This window comes from Neisseria sp. (assembly GCF_030523955.1).
Lineage (GTDB): Bacteria > Pseudomonadota > Gammaproteobacteria > Burkholderiales > Neisseriaceae > Neisseria.
Map to the genome: position 1 here is coordinate 33737 of NZ_JAUNHL010000008.1, position 25488 is coordinate 59224.

21 protein-coding genes are annotated in these 25488 nt (G+C 52.1%); 15 read left to right on the top strand and 6 right to left on the bottom strand.

The genetic code is table 11. The annotated features are described in order from the left end of the window. Positions 1 to 5: 5 nt before the first annotated feature. Complete coding sequence (gene ispH, locus Q4C79_RS02905; RefSeq protein ID WP_303089530.1) at positions 6 to 944, top strand: 4-hydroxy-3-methylbut-2-enyl diphosphate reductase; 939 nt, start codon at positions 6 to 8, stop codon at positions 942 to 944. Positions 945 to 1227: 283 nt separating this feature from the next. On the opposite strand, the gene rarD is transcribed toward ispH, so the two are convergent. Further along, a complete protein-coding gene (gene rarD, locus Q4C79_RS02910) occupies positions 1228 to 2133 on the bottom strand; it encodes an EamA family transporter RarD (RefSeq protein ID WP_303089531.1) in 906 nt (301 codons plus the stop codon). A 147-nt stretch (positions 2134 to 2280) separates the two neighbouring features. On the opposite strand from rarD, the gene Q4C79_RS02915 reads away from it, so the two are divergent. Continuing rightward, a complete protein-coding gene (locus tag Q4C79_RS02915) occupies positions 2281 to 2742 on the top strand; it encodes an Lrp/AsnC family transcriptional regulator (RefSeq protein ID WP_303089532.1) in 462 nt (153 codons plus the stop codon). A 27-nt stretch (positions 2743 to 2769) separates the two neighbouring features. Here Q4C79_RS02915 and Q4C79_RS02920 read toward each other — a convergent pair whose 3' ends face one another. The 4 genes from Q4C79_RS02920 to Q4C79_RS02935 form a co-directional block, all read right to left on the bottom strand. Next, positions 2770 to 3291, bottom strand: coding sequence for a rhodanese family protein (locus Q4C79_RS02920; RefSeq protein WP_303089533.1), 522 nt, complete (start codon positions 3289 to 3291; stop codon positions 2770 to 2772). Continuing rightward, positions 3288 to 3608: a helix-turn-helix transcriptional regulator gene (locus Q4C79_RS02925; RefSeq protein ID WP_303089534.1), complete on the bottom strand. Its 321-nt coding sequence runs from the start codon at positions 3606 to 3608 to the stop codon at positions 3288 to 3290. Before Q4C79_RS02925 ends, Q4C79_RS02920 begins: the two co-directional genes overlap by 4 nt. Before the next feature lie 172 nt (positions 3609 to 3780). Further along, positions 3781 to 5382 (bottom strand): sigma 54-interacting transcriptional regulator, encoded by a 1602-nt coding sequence (locus Q4C79_RS02930; RefSeq protein ID WP_303089535.1) that lies wholly within the window; start codon positions 5380 to 5382, stop codon positions 3781 to 3783. Between the two features lie 157 nt (positions 5383 to 5539). Continuing rightward, positions 5540 to 6340, bottom strand: a complete 801-nt coding sequence (locus Q4C79_RS02935; protein WP_303089536.1) for a fimb protein — start codon at positions 6338 to 6340, stop codon at positions 5540 to 5542. Between the two features lie 227 nt (positions 6341 to 6567). Between Q4C79_RS02935 and Q4C79_RS02940 the strand changes: the two genes are divergently transcribed. Beyond that, the gene (locus tag Q4C79_RS02940) at positions 6568 to 7482 is read left to right on the top strand and encodes a cation diffusion facilitator family transporter (RefSeq protein ID WP_303089537.1); all 915 of its coding nucleotides are present in this window, start codon (positions 6568 to 6570) and stop codon (positions 7480 to 7482) included. A 292-nt stretch (positions 7483 to 7774) separates the two neighbouring features. Here Q4C79_RS02940 and ppk2 read toward each other — a convergent pair whose 3' ends face one another. Continuing rightward, a complete protein-coding gene (ppk2, locus tag Q4C79_RS02945; protein WP_303089538.1) occupies positions 7775 to 8704 on the bottom strand; it encodes a polyphosphate kinase 2 in 930 nt (309 codons plus the stop codon). A gap of 733 nt (positions 8705 to 9437) precedes the next feature. On the opposite strand from ppk2, the gene Q4C79_RS02950 reads away from it, so the two are divergent. The 12 genes from Q4C79_RS02950 to Q4C79_RS03000 form a co-directional block, all read left to right on the top strand. Next, a complete protein-coding gene (locus Q4C79_RS02950) occupies positions 9438 to 9869 on the top strand; it encodes a pilin (RefSeq protein WP_303089539.1) in 432 nt (143 codons plus the stop codon). 141 nt (positions 9870 to 10010) lie between these two features. Further along, complete coding sequence (locus Q4C79_RS02955) at positions 10011 to 10454, top strand: pilin (protein WP_303089540.1); 444 nt, start codon at positions 10011 to 10013, stop codon at positions 10452 to 10454. 292 nt (positions 10455 to 10746) lie between these two features. Continuing rightward, positions 10747 to 11352 carry a hypothetical protein gene (locus Q4C79_RS02960; protein WP_303089541.1) on the top strand — a complete coding sequence of 202 codons (606 nt, stop codon included), beginning with the start codon at positions 10747 to 10749 and terminating at the stop codon, positions 11350 to 11352. Between the two features lie 228 nt (positions 11353 to 11580). After that, positions 11581 to 13299 carry an arginine--tRNA ligase gene (gene argS / locus Q4C79_RS02965; RefSeq protein WP_303089542.1) on the top strand — a complete coding sequence of 573 codons (1719 nt, stop codon included), beginning with the start codon at positions 11581 to 11583 and terminating at the stop codon, positions 13297 to 13299. Between the two features lie 645 nt (positions 13300 to 13944). After that, positions 13945 to 15366, top strand: coding sequence for a sodium:alanine symporter family protein (locus Q4C79_RS02970; protein ID WP_303089543.1), 1422 nt, complete (start codon positions 13945 to 13947; stop codon positions 15364 to 15366). Positions 15367 to 15472: 106 nt separating this feature from the next. Then, complete coding sequence (locus Q4C79_RS02975; RefSeq protein WP_303089544.1) at positions 15473 to 17635, top strand: primosomal protein N'; 2163 nt, start codon at positions 15473 to 15475, stop codon at positions 17633 to 17635. Positions 17636 to 17707: 72 nt separating this feature from the next. Continuing rightward, positions 17708 to 18622 (top strand): DMT family transporter, encoded by a 915-nt coding sequence (locus tag Q4C79_RS02980; RefSeq protein ID WP_303089545.1) that lies wholly within the window; start codon positions 17708 to 17710, stop codon positions 18620 to 18622. A 208-nt stretch (positions 18623 to 18830) separates the two neighbouring features. Beyond that, positions 18831 to 20255, top strand: a complete 1425-nt coding sequence (gene dacB / locus Q4C79_RS02985; protein WP_303089546.1) for a D-alanyl-D-alanine carboxypeptidase/D-alanyl-D-alanine-endopeptidase — start codon at positions 18831 to 18833, stop codon at positions 20253 to 20255. A 207-nt stretch (positions 20256 to 20462) separates the two neighbouring features. Beyond that, positions 20463 to 20726 (top strand): glutaredoxin 3, encoded by a 264-nt coding sequence (grxC, locus tag Q4C79_RS02990; RefSeq protein ID WP_303089547.1) that lies wholly within the window; start codon positions 20463 to 20465, stop codon positions 20724 to 20726. A 61-nt stretch (positions 20727 to 20787) separates the two neighbouring features. Beyond that, positions 20788 to 21237, top strand: a complete 450-nt coding sequence (gene secB, locus Q4C79_RS02995; RefSeq protein WP_303089548.1) for a protein-export chaperone SecB — start codon at positions 20788 to 20790, stop codon at positions 21235 to 21237. 1108 nt (positions 21238 to 22345) lie between these two features. After that, positions 22346 to 22441, top strand: coding sequence for a prepilin-type N-terminal cleavage/methylation domain-containing protein (locus Q4C79_RS13180; protein ID WP_368492200.1), 96 nt, complete (start codon positions 22346 to 22348; stop codon positions 22439 to 22441). Positions 22442 to 23138: 697 nt separating this feature from the next. Beyond that, positions 23139 to 25488 (top strand): ESPR-type extended signal peptide-containing protein (locus Q4C79_RS03000; protein WP_303089549.1); only part of this gene is annotated, 2350 nt, incomplete at its 3' end.

A 25488-nucleotide genomic window follows, 5' to 3' on the forward strand; every position in this document is an offset into this window, starting at 1 on the left:
CCGTGATGTCTGAAAAAATGATTATGCTTGCCAACCCGCGCGGTTTCTGCGCCGGCGTTGACCGTGCCATCAGTATCGTCGAGCGCGCGCTGGAAGAGTTCGGCGCGCCGATTTATGTTCGCCACGAGGTGGTGCACAATAAATTCGTGGTGGACGATTTGCGCGCCAAAGGGGCGGTATTTATTGAAGATTTGGCCGATGTGCCCGAAGGTGCAACGCTGATTTACTCTGCGCACGGCGTATCGAAGGCGGTGCAACAGGAAGCCGCCGATCGCGGTTTTCAGGTGTTCGACGCCACTTGTCCGCTGGTAACCAAGGTACATAAAGAAGTGGCGAGGCTCAACGAGCAGGGCTATCAGATTATTATGATCGGCCATAAAGGCCATCCGGAAGTGGAAGGCACGATGGGGCAGTTGCCCGAAGGCGTGATGCTTTTGGTGGAAACCGTCGACGATGTGGCAAAACTGGAAGTGCGCGATACGGAGAAACTGGCGCACGTGAGCCAAACTACTTTATCGGTAGACGAAACGCGCGACATCATCGAAGCCTTGCAGGCGCGCTTTCCGCATATCCGCAGCCCGCATAAGGAAGATATCTGCTACGCCACCACCAACCGCCAAGAAGCGGTGAAAGAATTGGCCGAGCGTTGCGACATCGTGATTGTGGTCGGCTCGCCCAATTCCTCCAACAGCAACCGCCTGCGCGAAGTAGCCGCGCTGCGCGGAGTGGATGCTTATATGGTCGACAATGCGGGCTATCTGCAACGCGAATGGTTTGCCGGCAAAAATAAGGTAGGGGTTACCGCCGGTGCTTCGGCGCCGGAATTGCTGGTACGGGAAGTGGTGGAAACCATACGCGGCTGGGGGCATGATGCGGTAAGGGAAACCGAGGGCGTGGAAGAGAGTATCGTGTTTGTTTTACCCAAGGCCTTGCGCAAAGAGTAGGGTAAAAATCGGAAAATGCCTGTCTGAAAAAGTTTTTCAGACAGGCATTTTTTTGCCTAAGGATTTGTTTTCAGACAGGCATGACTCTTTGCAACATTCTTTTCGATACTTTAAAACACTTGCGTCATGCTCGGGCTTGACCCGAGCATCTGGTTGTTTAAGAAGAAAAAATGGATACTCGGGTCAAGCCCGAGTATGACGAAACATCAATCAATTCAAGATTTGAAACGGCTTTTTGCAAAGACTTCTGCCTGTCTGAAAACCTTTCCGCCGTGGCCGTTCATTAGCCGACGGCGGCCAAGCGGCTGCGGCGCAGGCTGCCCAAGCCGTTGAGTGCCAACAGGCCGAGCGCCGTCCAGATCAAGCCGTAGGTAAAATACGCGCTGTCGTTGACAGGCGTACCCAGCAGGGTAACGGATAGCAGAAACAACAGGGCCGGTTCCAGATAGCTGAGCATACCGAAAACGTTTACCGGCAATAATGCGCTGGCTTTCAGATTGGCCGACATCGATACCGCGCTGGCGATACCCAGTGCCGGCAACAGCAGCCAATAGCGCGGCTCGGCGGCAATCGTCGGCAGAATATGGCCTTGTGTCAGCAGCCAAGCCAGTGCAAAGGGCAGAATGATCAATAAATCCAGCGTCAGACCATATAAGGCGGGAATGCCCATCGCGCGGCGCATCAGATAATAGGGCGGATAAATCGCGCACACCCATAAGGTTGTCCAAGAGAAGGCGTGAGTAGCCCACAATTCATGCGCCACACCCAAGGCGGCCAGTATCAATGCCGCGGTTTGCAAGCGGTTTAACTCTTCTTTCAGCAGCAGGCGTCCGGCCAGCACCATCACCAATGGAAACAGAAAATAGCCCATGGCCACATTCACCCCTTCGCCGTTTACCGGCGCCCACATAAACAGCCAGAACTGGCTGCCGACAATCGCAGTACCCACCAGCATGCAGGCCCATTGTTTGAGATCGCGGCCGAGTTTTTGCCGGAAAAAACGGAACATACTGCCCAAGCCGACAGAGGCCATCACGATCGTTAAAATGCCCGCCAGCATCACCGGCATGCGCAGGGCGAATACATCGGTGCCGCTCAAGGGCGCCATCCACATGCTGAAGAGATAAAGTACGCCGAATAAAATTTGTGAAAGCAGGCCCAGCCAGAAGCCTTTGGTGGTAGAGGTCATGAAATCGTTTTCCGTTGCAATATAGGATATCGAGTGGCTCATTATACGGAGAATAAATGAGAAAAAATTTCATTAAAATATGTTTATGGATATAATTTACCGTATAGATGGTTTTAAAACGAATTATTTTTCATTTTGGTGGAAGCTATGTACGAATTGGATAAACTCGACCGCAATATCCTCAACGAATTGCAAAGCGATGCCACGGTATCGTTGAAAACCTTGGCCGAGCGGGTGCACAGTTCGGTGGCCACCTGCCAGCGCCGCATTCAAACGCTGACGCAAGAAGGCGTGATTTTGCGGCAGGTCGCGCTGGTGTCGCCACCGGCGGTCGGCCGCCAGATCAGCGTGTTTGTGATGGTGGAGATGGAGAATCAAAGCGTGTATCACCAAGAGCGCTTCGAGCAGAAGATGCGTGCCGAGGCGGATGTGATGACGTGTTACGAAATTTCCGGCGATTACGATTTTTTGCTGCTGGTGCATTCGGTGGACATGCCGACCTACCATGCCTTTACCCGCCGGGTGTTAACCAATGAATACAATGTCCGCAGCTTCAAAAGCCAGTTTGTAATGAATTTTGCCAAGGCCGAGAGCAAGATTACTTTGTGAGGCGAAACCAAAACAAATGATTTTGTTTCAAACACGGTTCCAAGGCATACGGGCCAGCAATTTGGCCATGCCGCAGAAACCGGTCAGGCCGGCGAATATCAGGCCTGCGCCCACAAACGCGCACAACAGATAAAACCACGCTGATACCCATTGCCCCAACAGAAAACCCAGCAATACCAAGCTGCCGGCGGCGATTTGCACTTGGCGCATCATATCCAAAGGCTGGCCGGGCTTGGCCTCTATCGGAAGCCCGGCCTGTTGCCAAGCATTGAGGCCGCCTTCCAGTAAATAGACTTCGCGGCAGGAGGCGGCATGGCGTTGCAATATTTCCGCATTTTGGCGGGTACGCATGCCGGAGAGACAATTGAAAATCACGATATCGTCGGATGAAACGGGTAAGGGGTTGTTGCCGATTTGGTCTAACGGCACGGAGCGGGCACCGTTGATATGCTTGCCGGCGAATTCAGTACTGCTGCGGATGTCAATCAATACCGCACCGTTGCGGATTTTATCGGCGGCTTGTTGGGGCGTAAGGGTGGGAAGGCTCATGTAGGATTTTCTTCAGGCGGGCAAAAGATTTCTTTCAGTACAGCCAATATACGGATGACTTTTTCGTCGCTAAGCGAGTAATACAGCGTTTGCGCATCACGGCGGTAGGCGACCAAACCTTCGTCGCGCATTTTGGCCAAATGTTGCGATAGGGCGGATTGGCTGAGAGTGGTACATTCAAGTATCCGCCCCACGCTCATTTCGCCTTGTTCGGCCAGTAAACACAATACTTGCAGGCGGTGGGCGTTGCCCAGCGTTCGCAGAAATTCAGCAGCCAGCGCCGATTGTTGTTCGAAAGAAAAAATTTGCGGGTTCATAATTTAGTTTTTTCTAATTTAGAATAATCTAATATAAAAGTCAAGTGGTAACGATAGCATGAAGCGATTTTATAACTATGACCGAAAGCATAGGCAAGCGTTTGAAATATCGGAAAGAATTTAAAATGCCTGTCTGAAAACGTTCGAATGTTTTCAGGCAGGCATATTTGCTTTATTGCTTCTCCGCCTGTGCTTTTTCTTTTTTCAGCTTTTCCAAGCGGTAGTAAAGCTGGCGGGTGGAAAGCCCCAGCATTTGTGCGGCTTGGGTTTTGTTGCCGCGGCAATAGGCCAAGGTTTCTTCGATTTTTTCCAACGAATGGGAATCGGCTTGCAGATAAGGGCGCGCCTGATTGCCCTGTATGGTAAAGCCTTTGGGTTTGTCGGCTTTGCGTACCGGTTCGGGCTTGGGAAAAGTCGTACTGTTGATGGGGTCGGATTGGGTGGAGAGCAAATTCCATACTTGGTGCTCGTCCACCAGATTGCCTTCGGCCTCGGCCACCAATTGGCGCAAAAATTGTTCCAATTGGTAGATATTGCCCGGCCAGCTGTAATGCTGGAGTTGGGCGACGGCCTCGGCGGTGAGGTTGACGTTGCGCCGGTTGTCGCGGTTGATTTGGTGCAGGAAATAAGCCACCAGTTCGGGGATGTCGCTGCGCCGTTCGCGCAATGAGGGCAGGTAGATGGGGACGACGAACAAGCGGTAATACAAATCGCTGTCGAAACGGCCGGCTTCGACTTGTTCGGCCAAATCGTGTTCGGTGGCGGTGATGATGCGCACGTTGAGATTAACGGCTTTGCGCGAGCCGATGCGGGTAACGGCGTTTTCCTGCAACACGCGCAGCAGGCGGACTTGCTGGCCGGGGGTGAGGCCGGCGATTTCGTCGAAAAAGAGCGTACCGCCGTCGGCTTGTTCCAGCAGGCCGGGGGTTTCGTCTATGCCGAAAATTTCCCGGCTTAAAGTTTCTTCCGCCATGCCGGTGCAGCTGACTTTGATAAAAGGCTGGCCGACGCGGCGGCTGGCGGTGTGCAGGGTGCGGGCGAACATTTCTTTGCCGGTTCCGCGTTCGCCCAGCAGTAAAACATTGGCGTTGCTGTGTGCCACGCGCTCCAGCTCGCTGACGGCTTTGAGCAGCGGTGCGGAGGAGCCGACGATGCCGTAGCGGCGGCTGTGAGATTGCAGGGTTTGCTTGAGTTTCTGGTTTTGCGTTTGCAGCACTTGGGTGCGCGCTTCGTTATTTTCGTGAATGAATAATAATTGGCCGACTAAAGTTGCGAGAATGCGCAGCAGGGAAATATCGTCGTGCAGGGCGCGCGGGCTGAAGCGGGCGCGGTGGCAGGCGAGTACGCCGAAGGTACGGTTGTGTGCCGCAATCGGCAGCGCGATGAACATGGTTTTTTCGTCGGGCAACTCGTGGCGCTGTACGGTACGGGCGAGGAAAAGCGGGTCTTCGCTGATGTCGTCGGCCACAATCATGTAGGAGTTGGCGAGTACCGCGCCGGTAATGCCTTCGTTGGGGGCGTAAAAGCCGCGCGCCACTTGTTCGGGCGACATGCCGTAGGAATAGATGATAGAGGCGTTTTCGTCGTCGGTATGCTGCAAAACGATGCGGCCTTGGTTGAGGCCGAATAATTCGCTCATCAGTTGCAGCATAATTTTCAAGGCGGTGTGGTGAGCGCCGTCGTCTTTGCCCAAGTTTTGGATAACTTGCTGTAACAGCAGCATTTCTTGTGCACGCCAATCGTGTCGGGCGGCGGTGGTTTGTTTGCTCATCATGCTAACTTTTTGTAGACAATTTGGTAACATTGTAAACAAATATAAAGGGTTGTCAATCGTATCGCATGAGATGGCTTTGAGAGGGGAAAATGATTTATAAGTATGCCTGTCTGAAAAAGGTTTCAGACAGGCATTTCAAGGGGGAAGCTCGGATTGATTAAGGAATGGTTTTCTTTTGTAAGGGAATCGCGCTGAAACCATCCAACGGCAGATAGCCGACAAAATCGGCGTTGCGGTTGAGTAATACCACCCAATCTCGATTGCGCTCGTTGGTAAACGGCAAAAAGCCGAGTTGTTCCGCCGGCAGGCCGGTTTGGCTGATTGTTTTATCAATCATGTTTTTTTGCTGCGGATACGCTTGGCTTAATCGGGAAACGGGATGCATCGCGGTGGTAATGGCTGCTCGCACCGCCGGGTTGTCGGCTTGCCAGCGCGAGGGTAGGGTATTGGTTTCGATGCCTTTCATCATCAGATCGATATCGCGGCTTTTTTCCGCATCGGTTTTCGGCTCGGGCAGATAAACGCGTTCGACGCCCGACCAAGAAAGCGGTGCGTCGGCCTCCTGGTCCGGAATCTGGGCGGCGGTAACGACTACGAAGCGGTCTTTTTCAAACATCACGGCTACCGGGCGCGCCAGCGAAACGGTGTGAAGCCCGTAGAGCAGGGCGGCCAGTTGGATGGTGAAAATCAGCGAGAAATCGGTCCACATTGCGCGGCGGCTTTTGTTCGGGCTGGCCAGCACCGCCATTAAAAGCGGGCCGCACACCACATCGATGCCGACCACCATCCAATAAAGATCCAGCCCGCCTATCATTTGATCGTAAGGATAGGGATACCAGAATTTGAAAACGACCAAGGCCATCAGCGCGGCCACCAGCACGCTCAGGCCAAGGTGGGCGCCGGCCAGTTTCAGCGCAAATTTCCAGCGAGGAATGCCCGCAGTAAGATTTTTTTCCATGATAATGTGTAAAAGATAAAGTTATAGTCGTTTATTTTAAAATATGCAGATGTGGTTTGAAAATGCCTGTCTGAAAAAAACGCTATGCCTGTCTGAAAAGCACATCAGGTTTAAGTTGGCCTTAAGCCGGCTGCGTCATCATGTGCTTTTTGGCAACACACCCCGCCGCAACCGCAGGGCGCTTATCCACCCCAAGCGGTTCGAACCGCTGCCGGAGCATTATTGATATGAATTCATCCCCTTATCCCGATTTCTCTGATACGGAAATCACCCCGCAAATGCAGCAAGCCGCCAAGCGCAGCACTTGGGTGAGCGTGGTGGTCAACACCATTCTGAGCGCCTTGCAAATAGCGGTCGGTTTTTTTGCCCAGTCGCAAGCCCTGATTGCCGACGGTATTCATTCATTATCCGATTTGTTATCGGATTTTGTGGTATTAATTGCCGGCAGATACAGCGTGAAAGAGGCGGACGAAGGCCATCCCTACGGTCATCGGCGTTATGAAAATGCCGCCTCTTTGGTGCTGGGTGTGCTCCTGCTTTCGGTGGCGGTCGGGATGATTTTCCGCGCGGTGGAAAAATTTGCCGAACCGAATGCCATCGCCCAAGTACATTCGATCGCATTGTGGGTGGCTTTGTTGACATTGTTGATGAAAGAAGCACTGTTCCGTTATATGTTGGCGGCGGCCAAACGGGTGCGTTCGGGTATGTTGGCAGCCAACGCTTGGCACGCACGCTCGGATGCCGCCTCTTCATTGGTGGTGGCCATCGGCATTGTCGGCAATCTGATGGGCTACCCCTTGCTGGATCCCTTGGCCGCTTTGGTGGTGGGAATGATGGTCGGCAGGATGGGTATCCGTTTCGGCTGGCTGGCCTTTCAGGATTTGATGGATGCCTCTGCCGACGAAGAAACGCTGGCGCGCATCCGCAGCGTGATCGAGCGGCAGCAGGGCGTGTTGGGTTACCATGATTTGCGTACCCGCAAACTGGGCGATATGGTGAATGTCGATGTGCACATAGAAGTAGACAGTATGCTCAGCGTAGTTGAAGGGCACGAAATCGCCATGCGGGTGGCGGAGCAGCTTAAGAAATTGAACGAAGTGATCGGCATGATGGTGCATATCGATCCGAGAGCGCGCGATTGATTGGCCATACCACTGCGTCATGCTTGGGCTTGCCCCGAGCATCTGGTTGCTATAGCAGATTTAATTAATTTTCGATACAAGGCAGCAAGCCGCAGACAGTACAAGTAGTACAGCAAGGCGCAGCAACGCCGTAGCGAAAGTTAAGTTAATCTGCTATATAGAAGAAAAAGAGATACTCGGGTCAAGCCCGAGTATGACGGGAAATTGATCCATTCAGGATGAAAACGGCTATTTACAAACAAAATGCCTGTCTGAAAATATTTTCAGACAGGCATTAATCGCTTTATCCCGATTAATCGGCAATAATATCAAAATTACTGTCGCGGAATTGGGTAGTCGGAACATTAATAATCTGGCGGTCCAGCTCGCCGATCGCTTTCAAATCCTTGCCCGGATAATCCAATTGCAGCAGGAAATAGCGGATACAGTTCAAACGCGCCCGTTTTTTATCGTCTGATTTCACAATCGTCCACGGCGCATCACCGGTGTGGGTGTGGAAGAACATCGCGTTTTTCGCATCGGTGTAATCGTCCCAGCGGTCCAGCGATTGGATATCCACCGGCGAGAGTTTCCAATGTTTCAAAGGATCGTCACGGCGCGAAATAAAACGGCGCAGCTGCTCTTCGCGGCTTACCGAAAACCAAAACTTAAACAAATGGATGCCGCTGGCCACCAGCATACGCTCGAATTCAGGCGTTTGGCGCATAAACAGCAGATATTCGTGCGGCTCGCAAAAGCCCATCACACGCTCCACCCCTGCACGGTTGTACCAAGAGCGGTCGAAAAACACCATCTCGCCCGCAGTCGGCAGATTTTGGATATAACGCTGGAAATACCACTGGCCGCGCTCCGTTTCGGTCGGCTTCTCCAATGCCACCACGCGCGCACCGCGCGGATTCAAATGCTCCATATAACGCTTGATGGTTCCCCCTTTGCCCGCCGCATCGCGCCCTTCAAACAGGCTGACAATGCGTTGCCCGGTTTCTTTCACCCAGCTTTGCACTTTCAGCAATTCGATTTGCAGCAGTTTCTTTTCTGCCTCATATACCCGGCGGCTCATGCGCGTACGGTAAGGATAGCTGGCCGGCAGCGGAGCCGAGCTTGAATCTTCTCCGCTTACATGCCCCTTATGTTTGAGCACTTCCTCTTCGAAAATCTGCAAACGATTTTTTTCCGCGCTGGTATCGATTTCTTCGAAAGGTTGAAGCTGATGGTCGGACATAAGTTCCTCCTGTTTTGTTGGATATCTTGTTAATAATAAGCAGCCCGGCCAGTACGAATTTCCGCCAAACCGCCGCTATCAAATAAAAATATAAAAATACTGTGGAAATCGGGCTTAAAAACACAATTACACGGTACTACTTTATTTTACTCTTATTGTGCGGATTGTGCGGAGAAATTAAACAAATTCTTGATGCGCTCTGCGGGCGGATAAATTTGTTGGGGATGACGGGAACATAATTTAAGGAGGAGGGTCAGTTAATCTTTAAAGTAAAGAGCAACAAAGAAGCAAACCGGTGCCCGAGCCGCCTATCTTGGTACTTACCTTGGCTGCTATCGGCGGTAATTATTACTTCTATCCGAGTAGTTAGCCGAGGAAGTGACGAAATTCGTCAGTTAAGAAAAGCATAGTTTTGTAAAGAATGACGAAATTGGGCAGGTTGCCCAGATGCGTCAGCCCGATTAGAGTAGTAATCCAACAAATAATCCCGTATTTTTATATTTAAAAACAATATATTATATATTTTTTCTGGCGGGCAAAAATTTGGCACGCAGATTGCTTCATGTCTTTACATGGAAACACAGCACGCCGCAGAGGCAAGCTGAACAACCATTCCGGCTTTAAGGTAAACGCTGCATGGGGCAGCGGGTACTCAAAGAAAAAACGTGGCCAACCACGTTGCGGGAACTTAACTTAACTACTCAATAAACATTTAAACGGAGTTTTAAAAAACATGAAAGCAATCCAAAAAGGTTTCACCCTGATCGAGTTGATGATCGTAGTTGCCATTATCGGTATCCTGGCCGCCATCGCCCTGCCGGCTTACCAAGACTACACTGCTCGTGCGCAAATGTCTGAAGCCTTAACTCTGGCTGACGGCCAAAAAGGTGCGGTAACCGAATACTATGCAGACAAAGGTGTGTTCCCGATTAGCAATACTTCTGCTGGCATTGCAGCTGCAACCGATATTAGCGGTAAATATGTAGCGCAGGTAGCGGTAGGTACTAGTGGTGTGATTACGGCTACCATGAAGGCTTCACAAGTTGCTGCCGGTATTACAAGCACTACCTTGTCTTTGACTCCGACTGCTTCATCAGGTGCAGTACAATGGGCTTGTACATCTAGCGCTCAAAACAAATATGTTCCAGCAGCTTGCCGTCCCTAATTCTAGCTTAGGCTAAAGGATTTAGCTGAATAGTCTTGAAGCGTACCTTTCAGCAAGAGGGGTACGCTTCTTGTATTTATAAAATACTTTAATTTTCAGAGATATATTTTTATAGCATAATTGTAAAAAAAGGGGGGGGGGATGCAAAAGACCCTACAAAAAGGCTTTACTTTGATCGAATTGATGATTGTAGTAGCCATTATCGGTATTCTGGCGGCAATCGCATTGCCGATGTACGATAACTATGCGGCCAGAGCACAAGCAAGCGAAGCTTTAATTTTCGCTAGCGCGATTAAAATGGATGTCAGTACCACTTATTTTGGCCAAGGCTGGTCGCCTGTAGGCAACTATGCCAGCGCCAGCAGCCCTTATGGCCGTTATGTACAATCGGCTGCGGTAAACGCTTCTGGCGTGATTACTGTAACTATGAATAACAATGCTAACCGCTTGATCCAGGGTAAAACGCTGACTTTGGTACCTACGGTTGCCAGTAATGGTGTAGCTGAAACCGTTATTCAATGGGATTGCGATTCTTCCGCTGCCAACTCTATTCCGCGAAACTTCCTGCCTTCTCCTTGCCGTTAATCGGCCGAACAGCCTATTTTATCGCGAAGAGTGGTTTTCGATTCCTGCATCCTTTACATTAACGGATAAGCAGGATGCATATTTTTTGCCTGGATTTTGCCCTTGAAGCAATGCTTGCCATAATCAAAAGGCGTAAAAGTTGGGCGGTATTCAGGCAGGCAATAGTAATGAAGATGAATGTAGTATAGTTGTAACAATTTTTGCTGGAAAAAATTATAAAAACAGATCAAATTACATTTTAATATTTATCTATTGATAAAATGATCTGGATCAATATTGTTAGGGATAAATCGTGAAAACTCAGAAAGAATTGCCGGATAGTCTGGCATTGGTGCTGATTATCTTCGTGGTAATCGGTACCTTATCTTATTTTGTCTTCAACCATTGGCAGCGGGTACAAGCCATCGAAAATACCGCACAGCGGGTTAATGCCGAGCAGGTAGCCGCTAAAATGGCTAAAGAGCGTGAAGATCTGCGTGCGGTTATGAATGGCGAAAAAAGACTGGAAGATTTGGATAAAGCAGCATCGGCAACCAATGAGGAAGGTATACAAAAAGTCGCGCATTCTGTAGACGAGCAGGAAACGGTAGCCCCTGAAGCTAAGCCCGAAGTGGCAGAAGCGGTAAAAGAGGAGGCAAAGCCCGTAAAAAAGCCGGCAGCATCGGCAGCAGACCAAGTTAAAGCGGAACTTGGGCCGGTTATCATAAAAACACCCGCGCCACCTGTCGCATCATCGGAGGGGATAGCAGGGGGAATCAATCAATACAGTTGCAGACAAAAGCAGCAATGTTCTCAAATGAAATCTTGCGCAGAAGCGAAATTCTATGCCAAGCAATGCAGTAACACACAAATCAAGCCGGATGAAAACGGCAAAGTATGCCCTGAGTTGTGCGGTTAAAAAATAGCCGTAGGTCGGGCTTAATGCCTGATACAAGGAGTCGTAGGTCGGGCATTAATGCCCGACACAAGCCGAATCCAAGCAAAAAATCTGACACAATGCCCAAATTACCTCAACTCCTGCCCGCTTACCGAAGCGGGCTTTTGTTTTGCTGCGCGTTCAAGCGCTTTCCATTAAAATAGCGGCTGCAATTTGAACGACCTTTATGAAAATATAAGCAGAATACCTATGAATTTACACCAAACCGTCGCCCGCGAGGCGGAAGCGGCGTTTCAGACAGCCGGTATCGGCGGCAGCCCAATCGTGTTGCAGCCCGCCAAAAACGCCGATTTCGGCGACTTCCAAATCAACGGCGTGATGGGCGCCGCCAAGCAGGCCAAGCAGAACCCGCGCGAGCTGGCGCAGAAAGTAGCCGATGCACTTTCAGGCAGCGGGGTTATCGAAAGCGCCGAAGTGGCCGGCCCCGGCTTTATCAACCTGCGCCTGAATGCGGGCTTTTTGGCCGAACACCTCCGCGCGGCCTTAAACGATACACGCTGCGGCGTGGCGGAAACGGCCAACAAACAAACCGTGGTGATTGATTATTCGTCCCCCAACCTTGCCAAAGAAATGCACGTCGGCCATTTGCGCTCCAGCATCATCGGCGACAGCATCGCCCGCATCCTCGGCTTTTTGGGGCACACCGTTATCCGTCAAAACCACGTCGGCGACTGGGGCACACAGTTCGGCATGCTGGTGGCCTATATGGTCGAACAGCAGCAACACAATGCCGAATTCCAACTATCTGATTTGGAACAGTTTTACCGCAATGCCAAAGTACGCTTCGACGAAGACCCCGCCTTTGCCGACACCGCCCGCGAATATGTGGTGAAACTGCAAGGCGGCGACGAAGCCGTGCTGGCCTTGTGGAAACAGTTCGTCGAGATTTCCCTGCACCACGCGCAAAACGTGTACGACACGCTGGGCCTGCTGCTCACCCCCGATGATGTGGCGGGCGAATCGAAATACAACGACGATTTGCAGGTGGTGGTGGACGACTTAACCGCCAAAGGCCTGGCGGTGGACGACGACGGCGCCAAAGTGGTGTTTCTCGACGAATTCAAAAACAAAGAAGGCGAACCGGCGGCCTATATCGTGCAAAAAAGCGGCGGCGGCTTTTTATATTCCACCACCGATTTGGCCTGTATCCGCGATTATGTCGGCCGCCTGAAAGGCAATCGGCTGCTGTATGTGGTCGACCACCGCCAAGGTTTGCATTTCGCCCAACTGTTCGCCACTTCGCGCAAAGCGGGTTATCTGCCCGAAAACGTGTCGGCCGAGTTTATCGGCTTCGGCACCATGATGGGCAAAGACGGCAAGCCGTTCAAAACCCGTTCGGGCGACACCGTAAAACTGGTGGACCTGCTCGGCGAAGCGGTCGAGCGCGCCACCGCTTTGGTGCAAAGCAAAAACAGTGAATTGGCAGCGGAAGAAGCGGCGAAAATCGGCCGCACCGTCGGCATCGGCGCGGTGAAATACGCCGATTTGAGCAAAAACCGCACCAGCGATTATGTGTTCGACTGGGATGTGATGCTCAGCTTCGAAGGTAATACCGCGCCCTATCTGCAATACGCCTACACCCGCGTGCAAAGCGTGTTCCGCAAAGCGGGCGAATGGGACAAAACCGCCGCTTTAATCTTGAGCGAGCCGCTGGAAAAACAGCTGGCGGTGGAACTGCTGAAGTTTGAAGACGTGCTGCAAAACGCCGCCGACACATCCTATCCGCATTATCTGGCCGCTTATCTTTACCAAGTGGCCACGCTGTTTTCCCGTTTCTACGAAGCCTGCCCGATTCTGAAAGCCGAAGGCCAAACCCGCAACACCCGCCTGCAACTGGCCGCGCTAACCGGCGAAACGCTGAAACAGGGCTTGGAGTTGTTGGGAATTGAAACGCTGGAAGTGATGTAGGATATTCTTGCCGACTAAAATGCCTGTCTGAAAATATTGTGCCGTGCAGAAACACGCAAATGGGTTTTCAGACAGGCATATTTTATTTATTTCACTATCGTTAAAATCCGCCAAGCCCTCTCTCCCACGGGAGAGGGAATAAGCGGCCGGTGTTAATCACTTTTCAGACAGGCATAATATTGGCAGCACCAACAAACCCAAAACGTATGATGTTGCCAGCTATTAAAACCCAACGACAACCACACCCCCTCCGCGTGGGGGAAGCCCGGGGGAATGACTGGCAAAGGTTTCGCTCTGTATGTTATCGGGCATCTTCGTTATAATGCGGGGTTTGCCTTTCGGGCAGACGGGCATTGCCCTTAAAAGAACAACAGCAAAACCGGTTCGCGCAAACCGGCTGCTGGCAATCAGAATATACACATTACGCCTATCAATAACCTGCTTGCCGTTATAGCAGATTAACTTAACTTTCGCTACGGCGTTGCTGCGCCTTGCCGTACTACTTGTACTGTCTTCGGCTTGCTGCCTTGTATCGAAGTAATTAAATCTGCTATAGGCAGGCGCACTTAAGTTTGTTTAGTGGTCATGCTACCGGCTGTCCAACGGGCACAGATGCCTGTCTGAAACCGGTAGCGAAGGAATAATATGATTGAAACGATTCACAATTGGGTAAACAACATCAACGGCCCTTTATGGGAAGGCCTGATTTTTCTGCTGGTCGGCACCGGTATCTTTTTTACCTTAGCCACCGGCTTTGTACAATTCCGCCTGCTGGGTCGCAGCATTAAGGAAATGCTGGGCGGCCGCAAGGCGGGCGATGATCCGCACGGCATCACGCCGTTCCAAGCTTTCGTTACCGGCTTGGCCAGCCGCGTGGGTGTGGGCAATATCGCCGGTGTGGCGATTGCGATTTCGCTGGGCGGCCCCGGTGCGGTGTTTTGGATGTGGGTAACGGCGCTGATCGGCATGAGCTCGGCCTTTGCCGAGTCTTCGCTGGCACAGCTGTTTAAAATCCGCGACCATAAAAACGGCCATTTCCGCGGCGGCCCGGCTTATTACATTACCCAAGGCTTGAAGCAGAAATGGTTGGGCGTATTGTTTGCCATCAGCCTGATTTTCTGTTTCGGTTTGGTTTATGAAGCGGTGCAGGCCAACTCGATTGTGGCGGCGGCCGAAGTGGCTTGGGGCTGGAACAAACACGCCGTGGGCGTGGCTTTGGTGATTTTTACCGCACCGATTATTTTCGGCGGCATCCGCCGCGTGTCGCGCGTGGCCGAGGCGATGGTACCGATTATGGCGGTGTTTTACTTGCTGATGGCGCTGTATGTGATGGCGGTGAATATCGCAGAAGTACCGCGCGTGTTCGGCCTGATTTTCAGCTCGGCGTTCGACTTTAAAGCAGCCGGCGGCGGCCTGCTCGGCTCGATGATTTCCGCAGCGATGATGAACGGCATCAAGCGCGGCCTGTATTCCAACGAGGCCGGCCAAGGTTCTGCGCCGAATGCGGCGGCGGCGGCCGATGTGAAACACCCGGTATCGCAAGGCATGATTCAGATGTTGGGCGTGTTTATCGATACCTTAATCGTGTGTTCGTGCACCGCGTTTATCTTGCTGCTCTCCGATGTACACACCACCAATTCCACGCTCACCGGCGTGCAGCTTACCCAAGCGGCGCTGGTGCACCATGTGGGTGCCTGGGGTGCGGACTTCTTGGCTATCGTGCTGTTTTTGTTTGCCTTCTCAACCATTATCGGCAACTACGCTTATGCCGAATCAAACATCCAATACCTCAACAACCACTGGCTGGTGATGGCTATTTTCCGCATGGCGGTGTTGGGCATGGTGTATTTCGGCGCGATTGCCAATGTGCCGGTGGTGTGGGACATGGCCGATATGTCGATGGGCTTTATGGCTTTAATCAACCTGATTGCGATTCTGGCGCTCAGCCCGCTGGTGTTCTTGTTGTTGAAAGACTATACGGCCAAGCTGAAAATGGGCAAAGAGCCGGTATTCAAATTGTCTGAACATCCTACCTTGAAACGCAAAATCAAATCGGATATCTGGTAAACGCAGCTTGATGAAAGCATGCCTGTCTGAAAAAGTTTTCAGACAGGCATTTTGTTTGTTTGCAAAGGTCTCAGGATTTAAGTGAATCCGCTATATAATGCCCTCCATGATTTACCACCATATCGCCTTGAACGTACCGCTCGGGCTGCTGACTTATTCATATCCCCAAGCCATCCCCGCCGGAACGCGGGTGGCGGTGCCGTTTCGCGGCCGCGAGGCGGTGGGCGTGGTGTGGGAAACCGATGTTAAGCCCGAAATCGCCCCCGCCAAAATCCTGCCGGTTAAGCAAGTGTTCGGCCAAGAGCCGCCGCTGCCCGAAGATTGGCGCGCCTTGTTGGATTTTGTGTCGCGCTATTATCTTTATCCGATCGGCCAAGCGGTGTTTGCCGCCCTGCCGCAGGGAATGCGTGAAGCCCGGGCGGTTACCCTGCCGCAGCCGCCGCACTTTTACGGTTTGAGCGAGGAAGGCCGTATGCAGGCGCCGCCGCCGGTGCGCTTTTCCAAGCAACACGCATTGTGGCAGGCACTGGCGGCGGGCCATCAGGAAGAGGCCTGTCTGAAAGCCATTCATCCGCAGGCAGGCAAGCTGTTGCAGCAATGGCGGCAAGCCGGTTGGCTGGACGAAAGCGAGGCCGCCGCGCCACAAATCGCCGCGTCGCAACATCTGCTCAACGACGGTCAGCAAGCGGCGGCGGATACGCTTCAGACAGGCCTTAGCAGCTTCCAAACCTTCCTGCTGTACGGCATTACCGGCAGCGGCAAAACCGAAGTGTATTTCGATGCCATGGCCAAAGTGCTGGCCCAAGGGCGGCAGGTGTTGTTTCTTTTGCCCGAAATCAACCTGACGCCCCAGCTCTTGAAGCGGGTAAACGAGCGTTTCGGTCAAGTGCCGACCGCTGTTTTGCACAGCCAAACCGCCGCCGGCCGCCGCACGCAGGATTATCTGCGCGCGATGACGGGGCAGGCCAAGTTGGTTATCGGCACCCGGCTGGCGGTGTTCACGCCGCTGCCTGATTTGGCGCTGATTGTGGTGGACGAAGAGCACGATGCTTCGTTTAAGCAGGACAACGAATTGCGCTACCATGCGCGCGATTTGGCAGTATGGCGCGGCAAGCAGAGCGCCTGCCCGGTGGTGTTGGGCAGCGCCACACCCAGCTTGGAGAGTTGGCACAAGGCGCAAAGCGGCGGCTACCGCCTGCTGGAACTGACGCAACGCGCCCGCCGCGCCGCAAGGCCACCGCAGGTGGAGATTCTCGACGTACGCCGCCAGCAACTCGACAACGGGTTTTCGCAACAGGCGCTGAAACTGATTCAAGAGAATCACCAAAACGGCGGCCTCACGCTGGTTTACCTGAACCGCCGCGGTTTTGCACCCGCGCTGTTTTGCGGCGACTGCGGCCATATTTTCGGCTGTCCGCGCTGTTCGGCCAAAATGGTGCTGCACCAACGTGTCCGCCAGTTGCGTTGCCACCATTGCGATTTCAGACAGGCCATTCCCCGCAAATGCCCCGATTGCGGCAATCAGGATTTGACCGCCGTCGGCCACGGCACCCAACGGGTGGAGGAAACGCTTAAATCGTTTCTGCCGCAGGCAACCGTGGTACGGGTCGACCGCGACAGCACCGCCCGTAAAAACGACTGGGAACGGCTTTACCGCGACATCGCGGATAATCGCATCGATGTTCTGGTCGGCACCCAAATGCTGGCCAAAGGCCACGATTTCGCACGCCTCAATCTGGTGGTGGTGCTCAATGCCGACGGCAGTTTGTACAGCGCCGATTTCCGCGCGCCGGAAAAGTTGTTTGCCGAACTGATGCAGGTGGCCGGCCGCGCCGGCCGCGCCGATGCGGCCGGTCGGGTGCTGATACAAACCCAATTGCCGGAACATCCGGTATTCGCCGCCGTTCAGGCACAGGATTATCCCGCTTTTGCCGCGCACGAATTGGCCGAACGCAAAATGTTCGGCATGCCGCCTTTCGGCTTTCAGGCCGCGGTGCGTGCCGATGCGGTGGCAATCGGGCAGGCGCAGGATTTTCTGGCCGGGATTAAGGCCGAAGTCGAAAACCGGCTGCCGCCCGAAGTTTCGCTGTTGGGGCCGGTGCCGATGTTCATGATGCGGCTGGCCGAACGCGAACGGGCGCAGGTATTTCTCGAATCGCCTTCTCGCAAACAGCTGCACCGTGCCGCCGCGCTGTGGCTTTATCTGCTGCAAGGCCGGCGAGACGCTGCGGTGCGCTGGTCGATAGATGTCGATCCTTTGGAAATGTAACATCGGAACACTGCGCCGCAGGCGTATGCCTGTCTGAAAAAACAGCGTTTCATACACACAAAAAAGAACACTATGAATACTTCTTCCCCCGCTTATCCTTACCATCTGCGCCTGCTCGGCATGGCCGTCATCTGGGGCGCCTCCTGGCCTTGGGGGCGGATAGTCGCGCAAACCATGCCGCCGCTTACCGCCGCGGCGCTGCGTTTTTTACTGGCGGGTAGCGCTTTAACGGTTTGGCTGCTGTATGCCAACCGGGGTGTCGCGCCGCTCAAGCGGCTGAGCGGCGGCCAGTGGCTGGGTTTGACAGCGGCGGCGGCCAGCGGCATTTGCGCTTATGCGGTGTTTTTTATGTACGGGCTGCAAAGTGTGGCGGCCGGCCGCGCCTCGGTAGTAGTGGCTTTGAATCCGGTGCTCACGTTGCTGCTGGCTGCCTGGCTGTTTCGCGAGCGCTTGAATGCGGGCATTTTGCTGGGAATGCTGTTGGCGGTTAGCGGCGCGCTGACGGCGATTACCAAAGGCGATCCCTTGCAGGTGTTCCGTGGCGGCATAGGCACGGGCGAGGTGTTGCTGTTCGGCTGCGTGGCCAGTTGGTCGGCCTATACCTTGATCGGCCGCAAGATGCTCAAAGGCATCGATGCCTTAACGGCCACCACCGTGGCGACGGTGCTGGGCTCGCTGATGTTGCTGCTGGCGGCCTCGCAGATTGAAGGGGCGGCGGGTTGGCGGCAGGTGTTTGCTGCGCCGCTAAGCGGCTGGTTCAGCGTGGCGGCGCTGGCTTTCGGTGCGACCACGCTGGCGTATTCCTGGTATTTCAGCGGCGTGCAGCGGCTGGGCGTCGGCGTGGCGGCGGCCTATATCGTGCTGGTACCGATTTTCGGTATTTTGTCTTCCGCTCTGCTGTTGGGCGAACCGCTGCACGCTTCGCTGGCGTGGGGCGGCTTATTGGCTGCCGGCGGCATGATGCTGATGAACGTGGCACGCCGTTGAATAGGGTGATATAGCAGATTTAATTACTTCGATACAAGGCAGCAAGCCGCAGACAGTACAAGTAGTACGGCAAGGCGCAGCAACGCCGTAGCGAAAGTTAAGTTAATCTGCTAGAGGTCTCAGATTTTATTTTCAGACAGGCATACCGCCTTTACCTGCCAAAATCCTTTAAAATAACCCTCTGCTTTCTCATGATGCGAATCTCCATATGACCACTTTATGCCTGTCTGAAAAAAATATCCGGCGGATGCTTGCCGCCACGTTGTGCTTGCTGCCGGTTGCCGCTTTTGCCTTGGATACCGGCAAAATTCCGCCGCAGGAAATCGCGGTGTACGTGCAGGATATGCAAACCGGCCAGGTGTTGGCGTCGCACCGCGCCGATGCTTCTATGCAGCCCGCTTCGGTGATGAAATTGGTGACTACCTTCGCTGCTTTGCGTGCGTTGGGGCCGGATTTTAGTTGGCAGACCGAGTTCAAAAGCGAAGCGCCGGTGCGCGGCGGCGTGCTGGAAGGAGCGGTGTACTGGATGGGCAGCGGCGACCCGGTATTCGATCAAAAAGACATACAAAGCGTACAACAACAGATGCGTGAACACGGTATCCGGGCTATCCGCGGCCCGCTGGTGTTTGACGACAGCGTGTGGAGCAGCAACGGTAGTGCCGACGACTTCGAGCGTGATGCAGGCGAAACGTTCGCCACGCCGCCCAGCCCGCACATGTTGGCTTATAAAGTGGTGTGGGCAAAAGCCGTGCGCAATCCTTTGGGCGACCTTGCATTCGAAACCAATCCGCCGCTGCCGGGCATTGCGCAGCAGATTAATGTGCAAAGCAGCGCCGGCCTCGCCACTAATTGCACCTCGCTGAAAAATTATGTGTCCGCCGCTTACCGCAGCGGCGTGCTGTATTTCAACGGCAAACTGCCGGAAAGCTGCATCGGCAGCGAAATGTTCATCAATATGCTGGATATGGATGAATTCGCCGGACAAAGCTTTACCAACCAATGGCGCACCGGCGGCGGTGAAATGGCCGACGGCTACCGCTCCGGCAAAACGCCGGTTGCCGCCCAAACATTAGCCGTCCACCGATCGCCGCCCTTATCGTATGTATTGCGCGATATGAATAAGAATTCCAATAATGTGATTGCCCGCAGTGTTTTTCTGACTCTGGGCGCGCAGCGCGGCAAGGGGGAAACCGTACAAAGCGCCCGGGCCGAAGTGCGCCGTGAGTTGGTAGCGGCCGGGTTGGACGATGAGGCGCTGGATTTGGAAAACGGATCCGGCCTCTCGCGCCGCGAACGCGCCACCGCCCGTATGTTGGGCGAAATGCTGACCGCCGCCTGGAAATCGCCTTTCAGACAGGCCTTGGTCGACAGTCTGCCGATAGGGGGGGTGGACGGCACCTTAAAAAGCCGTTTTAACGATCCGAGCCAAACCGGACGTTTTTATCTGAAAACCGGTACGCTGGATAACGTACGCGCGTTGGCCGGCTACTGGCTGCCGGCCGATCCGGCCGAAGGCAACCCGCTTTCGGTGGTGGCGGTGGTGAACAGCAAACAGGCCAAGCAATATTTGCCGCAGTTGGATAGCGTGGTCGCCAAGGCGGTATACGGTAGTGGAAAAAAAGACGCTAAATAATATAAGCTGCGTAAAATCAGCAAAATGTGTTGGAGAAATGGACAGACAGCCAGATAAAATCCAAGAGAAAGCTTGTAAAACTTTATCCGGTACCTCATATTTGTCATAATTGATAGCTGTACCAATCATACCAACAAAGTTTTGTTTCGAGTTTCCAATCATTGGAGGCTGTAAAACAAAACGTAATCAACATTATTTGGAGATGTCATGCAAACCGTAACCATTTATTCAGGCCCGTATTGCCCTTATTGCACCATGGCCAAGCAACTGTTAAAACAGGTCGGCGTTACTGAAATTATTGAGATTCAAGAAAAAAATGATCCCGAAGCGTTTCAAGCCATGCGTGAAGCCACCGGCACCCGTACAGTACCGCAAATCTTTATCGGCGATACCCATATCGGCGGCTTTGACGAAACCTACGCCCTGCATAAAAAAGGCGAATTGGTGCCGCTGTTGAATTTAGGGCAATAAGTAAAATCCTTTCCTGCCGCCTTTGGGCGGCACAACCTTTCCTTTTAAAAGCGAGATAGACATGAGCGAACAAGATCAAGTTCAAACCGAAGCACAACCCGTATTCAGCATCGAAAAACTGTATGTAAAAGACCTGTCTCTGGAAGTGCCGCACGCTCCTCAAGTTTTCTTGGAAAACAACGACCCCAGCGTGGACATGCGCGTGGCGACCGAAAGCCAAAAACTCGAAGAAGAATTCTACGAAGTGAGCGTAACCGTAACCGTAACCGCCAAAATGGCCGACGAGCGCGTGATGTTCCTCAACGAAGTGACCCAAAGCGGTATTTTCCGCTTGGCCAATATTCCGGACGACGATGTACAATTGCTGCTGGCGGTCGCTTGCCCGAACATTCTGTTCCCTTATGCGCGCGAAACCATCTCTTCTACCGTAACCCGCGCCGGCTTCCCGCCCGTTTTGCTCGCCCCGATTAATTTCGAAGCGCTTTATCAGCAACAGCAGCAAAACGCTTGATCAATGCCTGTCTGAAAAAAACGCCTGATTTTATATCGGGCGTTTTTTTTCAGACAGGCAGAGACCTTTGCAAAAAACTTTTTAATCCTGAATTGATTGATATCTCGTCATACTCGGGCTTGACCCGAGTATCTGCTTTTTCTTCTCAAACAAAAAGATGCTCGGGTCAAGCTCGAGCATGATGCAAATGTTTTCAGATATCGAAAAGAATTTTGCAAAGGTCTCAGGAATTGTGTGTGAATACGCTAGGGGCTGTCGACAATTGACCGGCGAAGCGGTTTTTTGAGGCAAAAACCGCGTATGCAAGGCAAAAAGCACAGCAAGGTTGAACACCTTGCGAGCTTTTTTAACGCCGCAGACGGGGTTTTTGACCAAAAACACCGCCGTTGCGTTAATTGTCGACAGACCCTAGAGTACGGAACCGATTCTGTTGCCGCTTCAGCGGCTTACACAATCGTTCTCTTTGAGCTTTGGCGCAGCAGAGCCTTCGCGAAAGTCAAGTTAATCCGCTATAACCCGGTATGCATTGTTTTTCTGCAAAGCTGACGGAAAGCCGCCATGTATCCGTTTCAACTTATTATTTCTCCAAACTTCATTCTCTATTTCCTATTCCCCCTCTCATTCTTGCTTTGCCATCGATCGATAAATCCGCTTTCAGGCCAGCCGAAAAAACTATATTTAATGACAAAAAATGGCAAAACCTTTACGGGAAAACGGCAGGGTAATGACAAAAAATGGCAGAAAATGCACAGAACGTTATCATAAATTGACACTTCCGAATAAGTATTCCAAACTTGTTTTTATTTTAAATATTAATATAAACATATGGTTATATGAAATTTAATAAAAATTTCGAAAGTTGGCATACAGGATGCTTGATTATTCTTGTCTGCAAGAAAAACCGAAAACGGAACTGCGGACAACTTGAAAAAAACTGGCCAAATGCATTAGGGAAAACGCATAAGCCAAGTCGATCAAGACAAGAAAAAATGGCCAAATACATTACGGGAATCAAAAAAACGGGCCAAACACATTGCGGAAAACGTTAGCACATTGCGGGCTAAAAATAAAAATCAAACAAAATAGATTTTAAAGAAAGAAAAAAATCATGAAGTCAATTAAAAAGGGGTACTCACTGGCGGAATTATCAGTAGTTGTTTTGATAGTGAGTATGGTGGCGTATTTGGTTGTACCCATAAGTTGAATTGCTGTTTCAATTTATGATCGCACTCTTAAGTCACCAAATAATAAAGCCTGCGATGTTATAACAAAGTACCAGTTATTTCTGGTGCATGGGCTTTGCATACTGCTTTCTAAGCATAAGGGAGGCATCGGATGGTGGGATGCAATAAAGCTAAGCACCTTGTTATATGGGAAACAAGGTGCTTTTTTATTTGTGGGTGGGGGAGGTGGTTTTTTCAAAGCCATGTCGTACTCGTTAGGGTGCCGAAAATAAAAGGGAAGGCTCTAGGGCCTGTTGACCATTAATGAAACGGCGGTGTTTTTTGCATCAAAAAAACGCTTCACAATCATTCTGGCTACACCTCCTTAAATAGCATCGAATAAAATAAATAATAACACTATAACTTTAAAATCTGTTCATAAATAAATAATCATGAAATATATTAATTATGTTATAGTTTTGATAGTTTTTGTTGTATTCAAAAGAGGTGCCCGGTTTTACAGCATGGGCAGCTGTTTCAGTTCTGCGGTGCCAAGTGGGTGCGCGGATTAAACGGCAGCGAAGTAGGATGCTGTTGGGAAAGTCTGAAAATCCAGAATAACTTCGTCGAGTTGGATTAGATGGGCGGCAGTTGTTATTCAGTTGTCGGGATTGTTTGAAATCCTTTTGATAAGAGCAAACGGCTTATATTAAGCCGTAAACATAAAGGTATAAAATTATGAATAAAAATTATCGTACGATATGGAACGACGCATTAGGGGCATGGGTTGCGGTGTCGGAAATCGAAACCGCCAAAGGAAAACCCGCCGGTACCAGCTGTGTGGCGATCCATCGTGACGAGGATGCAGTAGTCTCCCTAAATAATAAAAACGGCGTTACCAGTATTCGAAAAATTTATAATCTTTTCGGATGGAGCTGGAGTGCTTTGGTGTTGAATTTCGCATTCGCAACAGGATTTTCTCTGTTGCCGGCCAGTGAGGCGGTTGCTGCTACCTGTACGTTGAATGGCGGAACTGCCGCCACTTCTCCTGATGCTACCTCTTTTGCTTGCGGCTCAGGAGCGACGGCGGCGGGTACCAACTCCGTTGCAATCGGTTATGGTGCAAATGCTACAGGCCAAGGTACTGCGATTGGTATGGGCACCCAAGCGACCAATGCGAATACTCTTTCTATTGGCCGTTCAAGCATCGCTTCGGGTTATGCCTCTATTGCACTAGGGTGGGAAGCTGCTGCGACAGACCAGCATTCGATTTCCATTGGTAATAAAGCCGGTGCTAATGGTACTGGTGTAGTCAGTAATAATATTTTCATGGGCAATCAATCCGGTATTAATGCTAACGGGGCAAAAAATACGGTTGGGCTCGGCCTCAATGCAGCACAAAACTTGGGTGCGGCCGGAATCACTACAGACAATAATATCGGCTTGGGATATCAGGCTATAAGCAATTCATCAGGTTCAAATAATCTGGGTTTCGGTTCGCGTGCGGGTAATGATGTTGTAGGCAGCAATAATATTGCATTAGGTTGGAATGCCGGGCGGTATATGGGCACTCAAGCAACCCTGTCAAGTAACAATATATCTATCGGCGAGGGAGCAAATCTATTCACTTCTGGCGCTCCTTTGACAAAGGTACGCAATACTGCAATCGGTACTGCAGCCAAAGCAAGTGGTGGTGACGCACTTGCAGTGGGCTCTCAAGCTAATGCCTCTTCAGACAGGAGTATTGCGATAGGGCGGGAAACTGTCTCCTCGGGCGAACGGTCGCTTTCTATAGGCAATCAAGCTGCCGCAAACGGTAACGTAGCGGTGGCGGTAGGTGATTTATCAAAAGCGGAGGAAACCAATAGTGTTGCAGTAGGCTCCTCTTCCGTAGCATCGGCAGAAAGCTCCACTGCTGTCGGTTACCGTGCGCAAGCAAGCGCAGCTTCCGCCACGGCGTTCGGTAATGATTCGAGTGCCATCGGAGCTTCTTCTTCTTCTTTCGGCGTTGCATCACGTGCATCGGGCCAATATGCGTTGGCCATTGGCGTATCGTCCAATGCTTCGGAACTGAGCAGCATCGCTATCGGTAATGCGTCACAGAGTTCCGGCACATCTTCAATAGCTTTAGGCCGCGACAGCAAAAGTACGAAAAACAGTACAATAGCAGTAGGTGCGGCGGCATCGGCGTCTGACGATCATGCGCAAGCTTTCGGTAGCGGCGCGATTGCTTCGGGTTACGCATCGATTGGCTCAGGCTACGATGCGCGGGCGGAAGGACACAATGCGGTGGCTATAGGCCGTGAAACAAGAGCCTCTGCAGTTTCGGCCATAGCGATAGGCCGAGGTGCGCAGGCGACGGCGACGAACGCCATTTCCATCGGTACTGGCAATATCGTCAACGGAGTCAATTCCGGTGCGATCGGCGATCCGTCAATAATTGATGGTGCGAATTCTTATTCAGTGGGTAATAACAATACCTTGCCGACCGATAATACCTTTGTATTCGGTAATAACGTAACCACTACCCAAGCCAACAGCGTGGTATTGGGCACTGCGTCTACTGACCGTGCAGCCACTACTGTTAACGACGCAACCGTAAACGGCATTACCTATTCCGGCTTTGCCGGTGCGGGCAGCGCGGCTAACGGCGTGGTCAGCGTGGGCGCATCAGGCCAAGAGCGCCAGATTATCAATGTAGCCGCCGGCGAAATTTCCAAAACCTCAACCGATGCCATCAACGGTAGCCAGCTTTATGCCGTGGCCAGCAAACCGATTACCTTCTCCGGCGACAGCGGCAATGATGTCAACCGCATTCTAGGCGAAACGCTGGAAGTAAACGGCGGTGCCACCGGCGCATTGTCTGACAATAATATCGGTGTAGTTGCCAACGGCACCGATACGCTGGACATCAAACTGGCCAAAGAACTGACCGGTCTGACCTCGGCCGAGTTTACCGATGCGGCGGGCAACGTCACCAACGTAGGCGGCAACGGCGTCACCATCACCCCGGCCAACGGCGGTAATCCGGTAAGCCTGTCTGAAAGCGGTCTGAACAACGGCGGCAACGTGATTTCCGGCGTCGCCA

Excerpts from the sequence above, each read along its gene's own strand:
- dacB (WP_303089546.1), top strand. The coding sequence starts at position 18,831 with ATGACCACTTTATGCCTGTCTGAAAAAAATATCCGGCGGATGCTTGCC.
- Q4C79_RS02950 (WP_303089539.1), top strand. The coding sequence starts at position 9,438 with ATGAAAGCAATCCAAAAAGGTTTCACCCTGATCGAGTTGATGATCGTA.
- Q4C79_RS02980 (WP_303089545.1), top strand. The coding sequence starts at position 17,708 with ATGAATACTTCTTCCCCCGCTTATCCTTACCATCTGCGCCTGCTCGGC.
- rarD (WP_303089531.1), bottom strand. The coding sequence starts at position 2,133 with ATGACCTCTACCACCAAAGGCTTCTGGCTGGGCCTGCTTTCACAAATT.
- Q4C79_RS02925 (WP_303089534.1), bottom strand. The coding sequence starts at position 3,608 with ATGAACCCGCAAATTTTTTCTTTCGAACAACAATCGGCGCTGGCTGCT.
- secB (WP_303089548.1), top strand. The coding sequence starts at position 20,788 with ATGAGCGAACAAGATCAAGTTCAAACCGAAGCACAACCCGTATTCAGC.
- argS (WP_303089542.1), top strand. The coding sequence starts at position 11,581 with ATGAATTTACACCAAACCGTCGCCCGCGAGGCGGAAGCGGCGTTTCAG.
- grxC (WP_303089547.1), top strand. The coding sequence starts at position 20,463 with ATGCAAACCGTAACCATTTATTCAGGCCCGTATTGCCCTTATTGCACC.
- Q4C79_RS02935 (WP_303089536.1), bottom strand. The coding sequence starts at position 6,340 with ATGGAAAAAAATCTTACTGCGGGCATTCCTCGCTGGAAATTTGCGCTG.
- ispH (WP_303089530.1), top strand. The coding sequence starts at position 6 with ATGTCTGAAAAAATGATTATGCTTGCCAACCCGCGCGGTTTCTGCGCC.
- Q4C79_RS02955 (WP_303089540.1), top strand. The coding sequence starts at position 10,011 with ATGCAAAAGACCCTACAAAAAGGCTTTACTTTGATCGAATTGATGATT.
- Q4C79_RS02970 (WP_303089543.1), top strand. The coding sequence starts at position 13,945 with ATGATTGAAACGATTCACAATTGGGTAAACAACATCAACGGCCCTTTA.
- Q4C79_RS02975 (WP_303089544.1), top strand. The coding sequence starts at position 15,473 with ATGATTTACCACCATATCGCCTTGAACGTACCGCTCGGGCTGCTGACT.
- ppk2 (WP_303089538.1), bottom strand. The coding sequence starts at position 8,704 with ATGTCCGACCATCAGCTTCAACCTTTCGAAGAAATCGATACCAGCGCG.
- Q4C79_RS02940 (WP_303089537.1), top strand. The coding sequence starts at position 6,568 with ATGAATTCATCCCCTTATCCCGATTTCTCTGATACGGAAATCACCCCG.
- Q4C79_RS13180 (WP_368492200.1), top strand. The coding sequence starts at position 22,346 with ATGAAGTCAATTAAAAAGGGGTACTCACTGGCGGAATTATCAGTAGTT.
- Q4C79_RS02930 (WP_303089535.1), bottom strand. The coding sequence starts at position 5,382 with ATGATGAGCAAACAAACCACCGCCGCCCGACACGATTGGCGTGCACAA.
- Q4C79_RS02915 (WP_303089532.1), top strand. The coding sequence starts at position 2,281 with ATGTACGAATTGGATAAACTCGACCGCAATATCCTCAACGAATTGCAA.
- Q4C79_RS02920 (WP_303089533.1), bottom strand. The coding sequence starts at position 3,291 with ATGAGCCTTCCCACCCTTACGCCCCAACAAGCCGCCGATAAAATCCGC.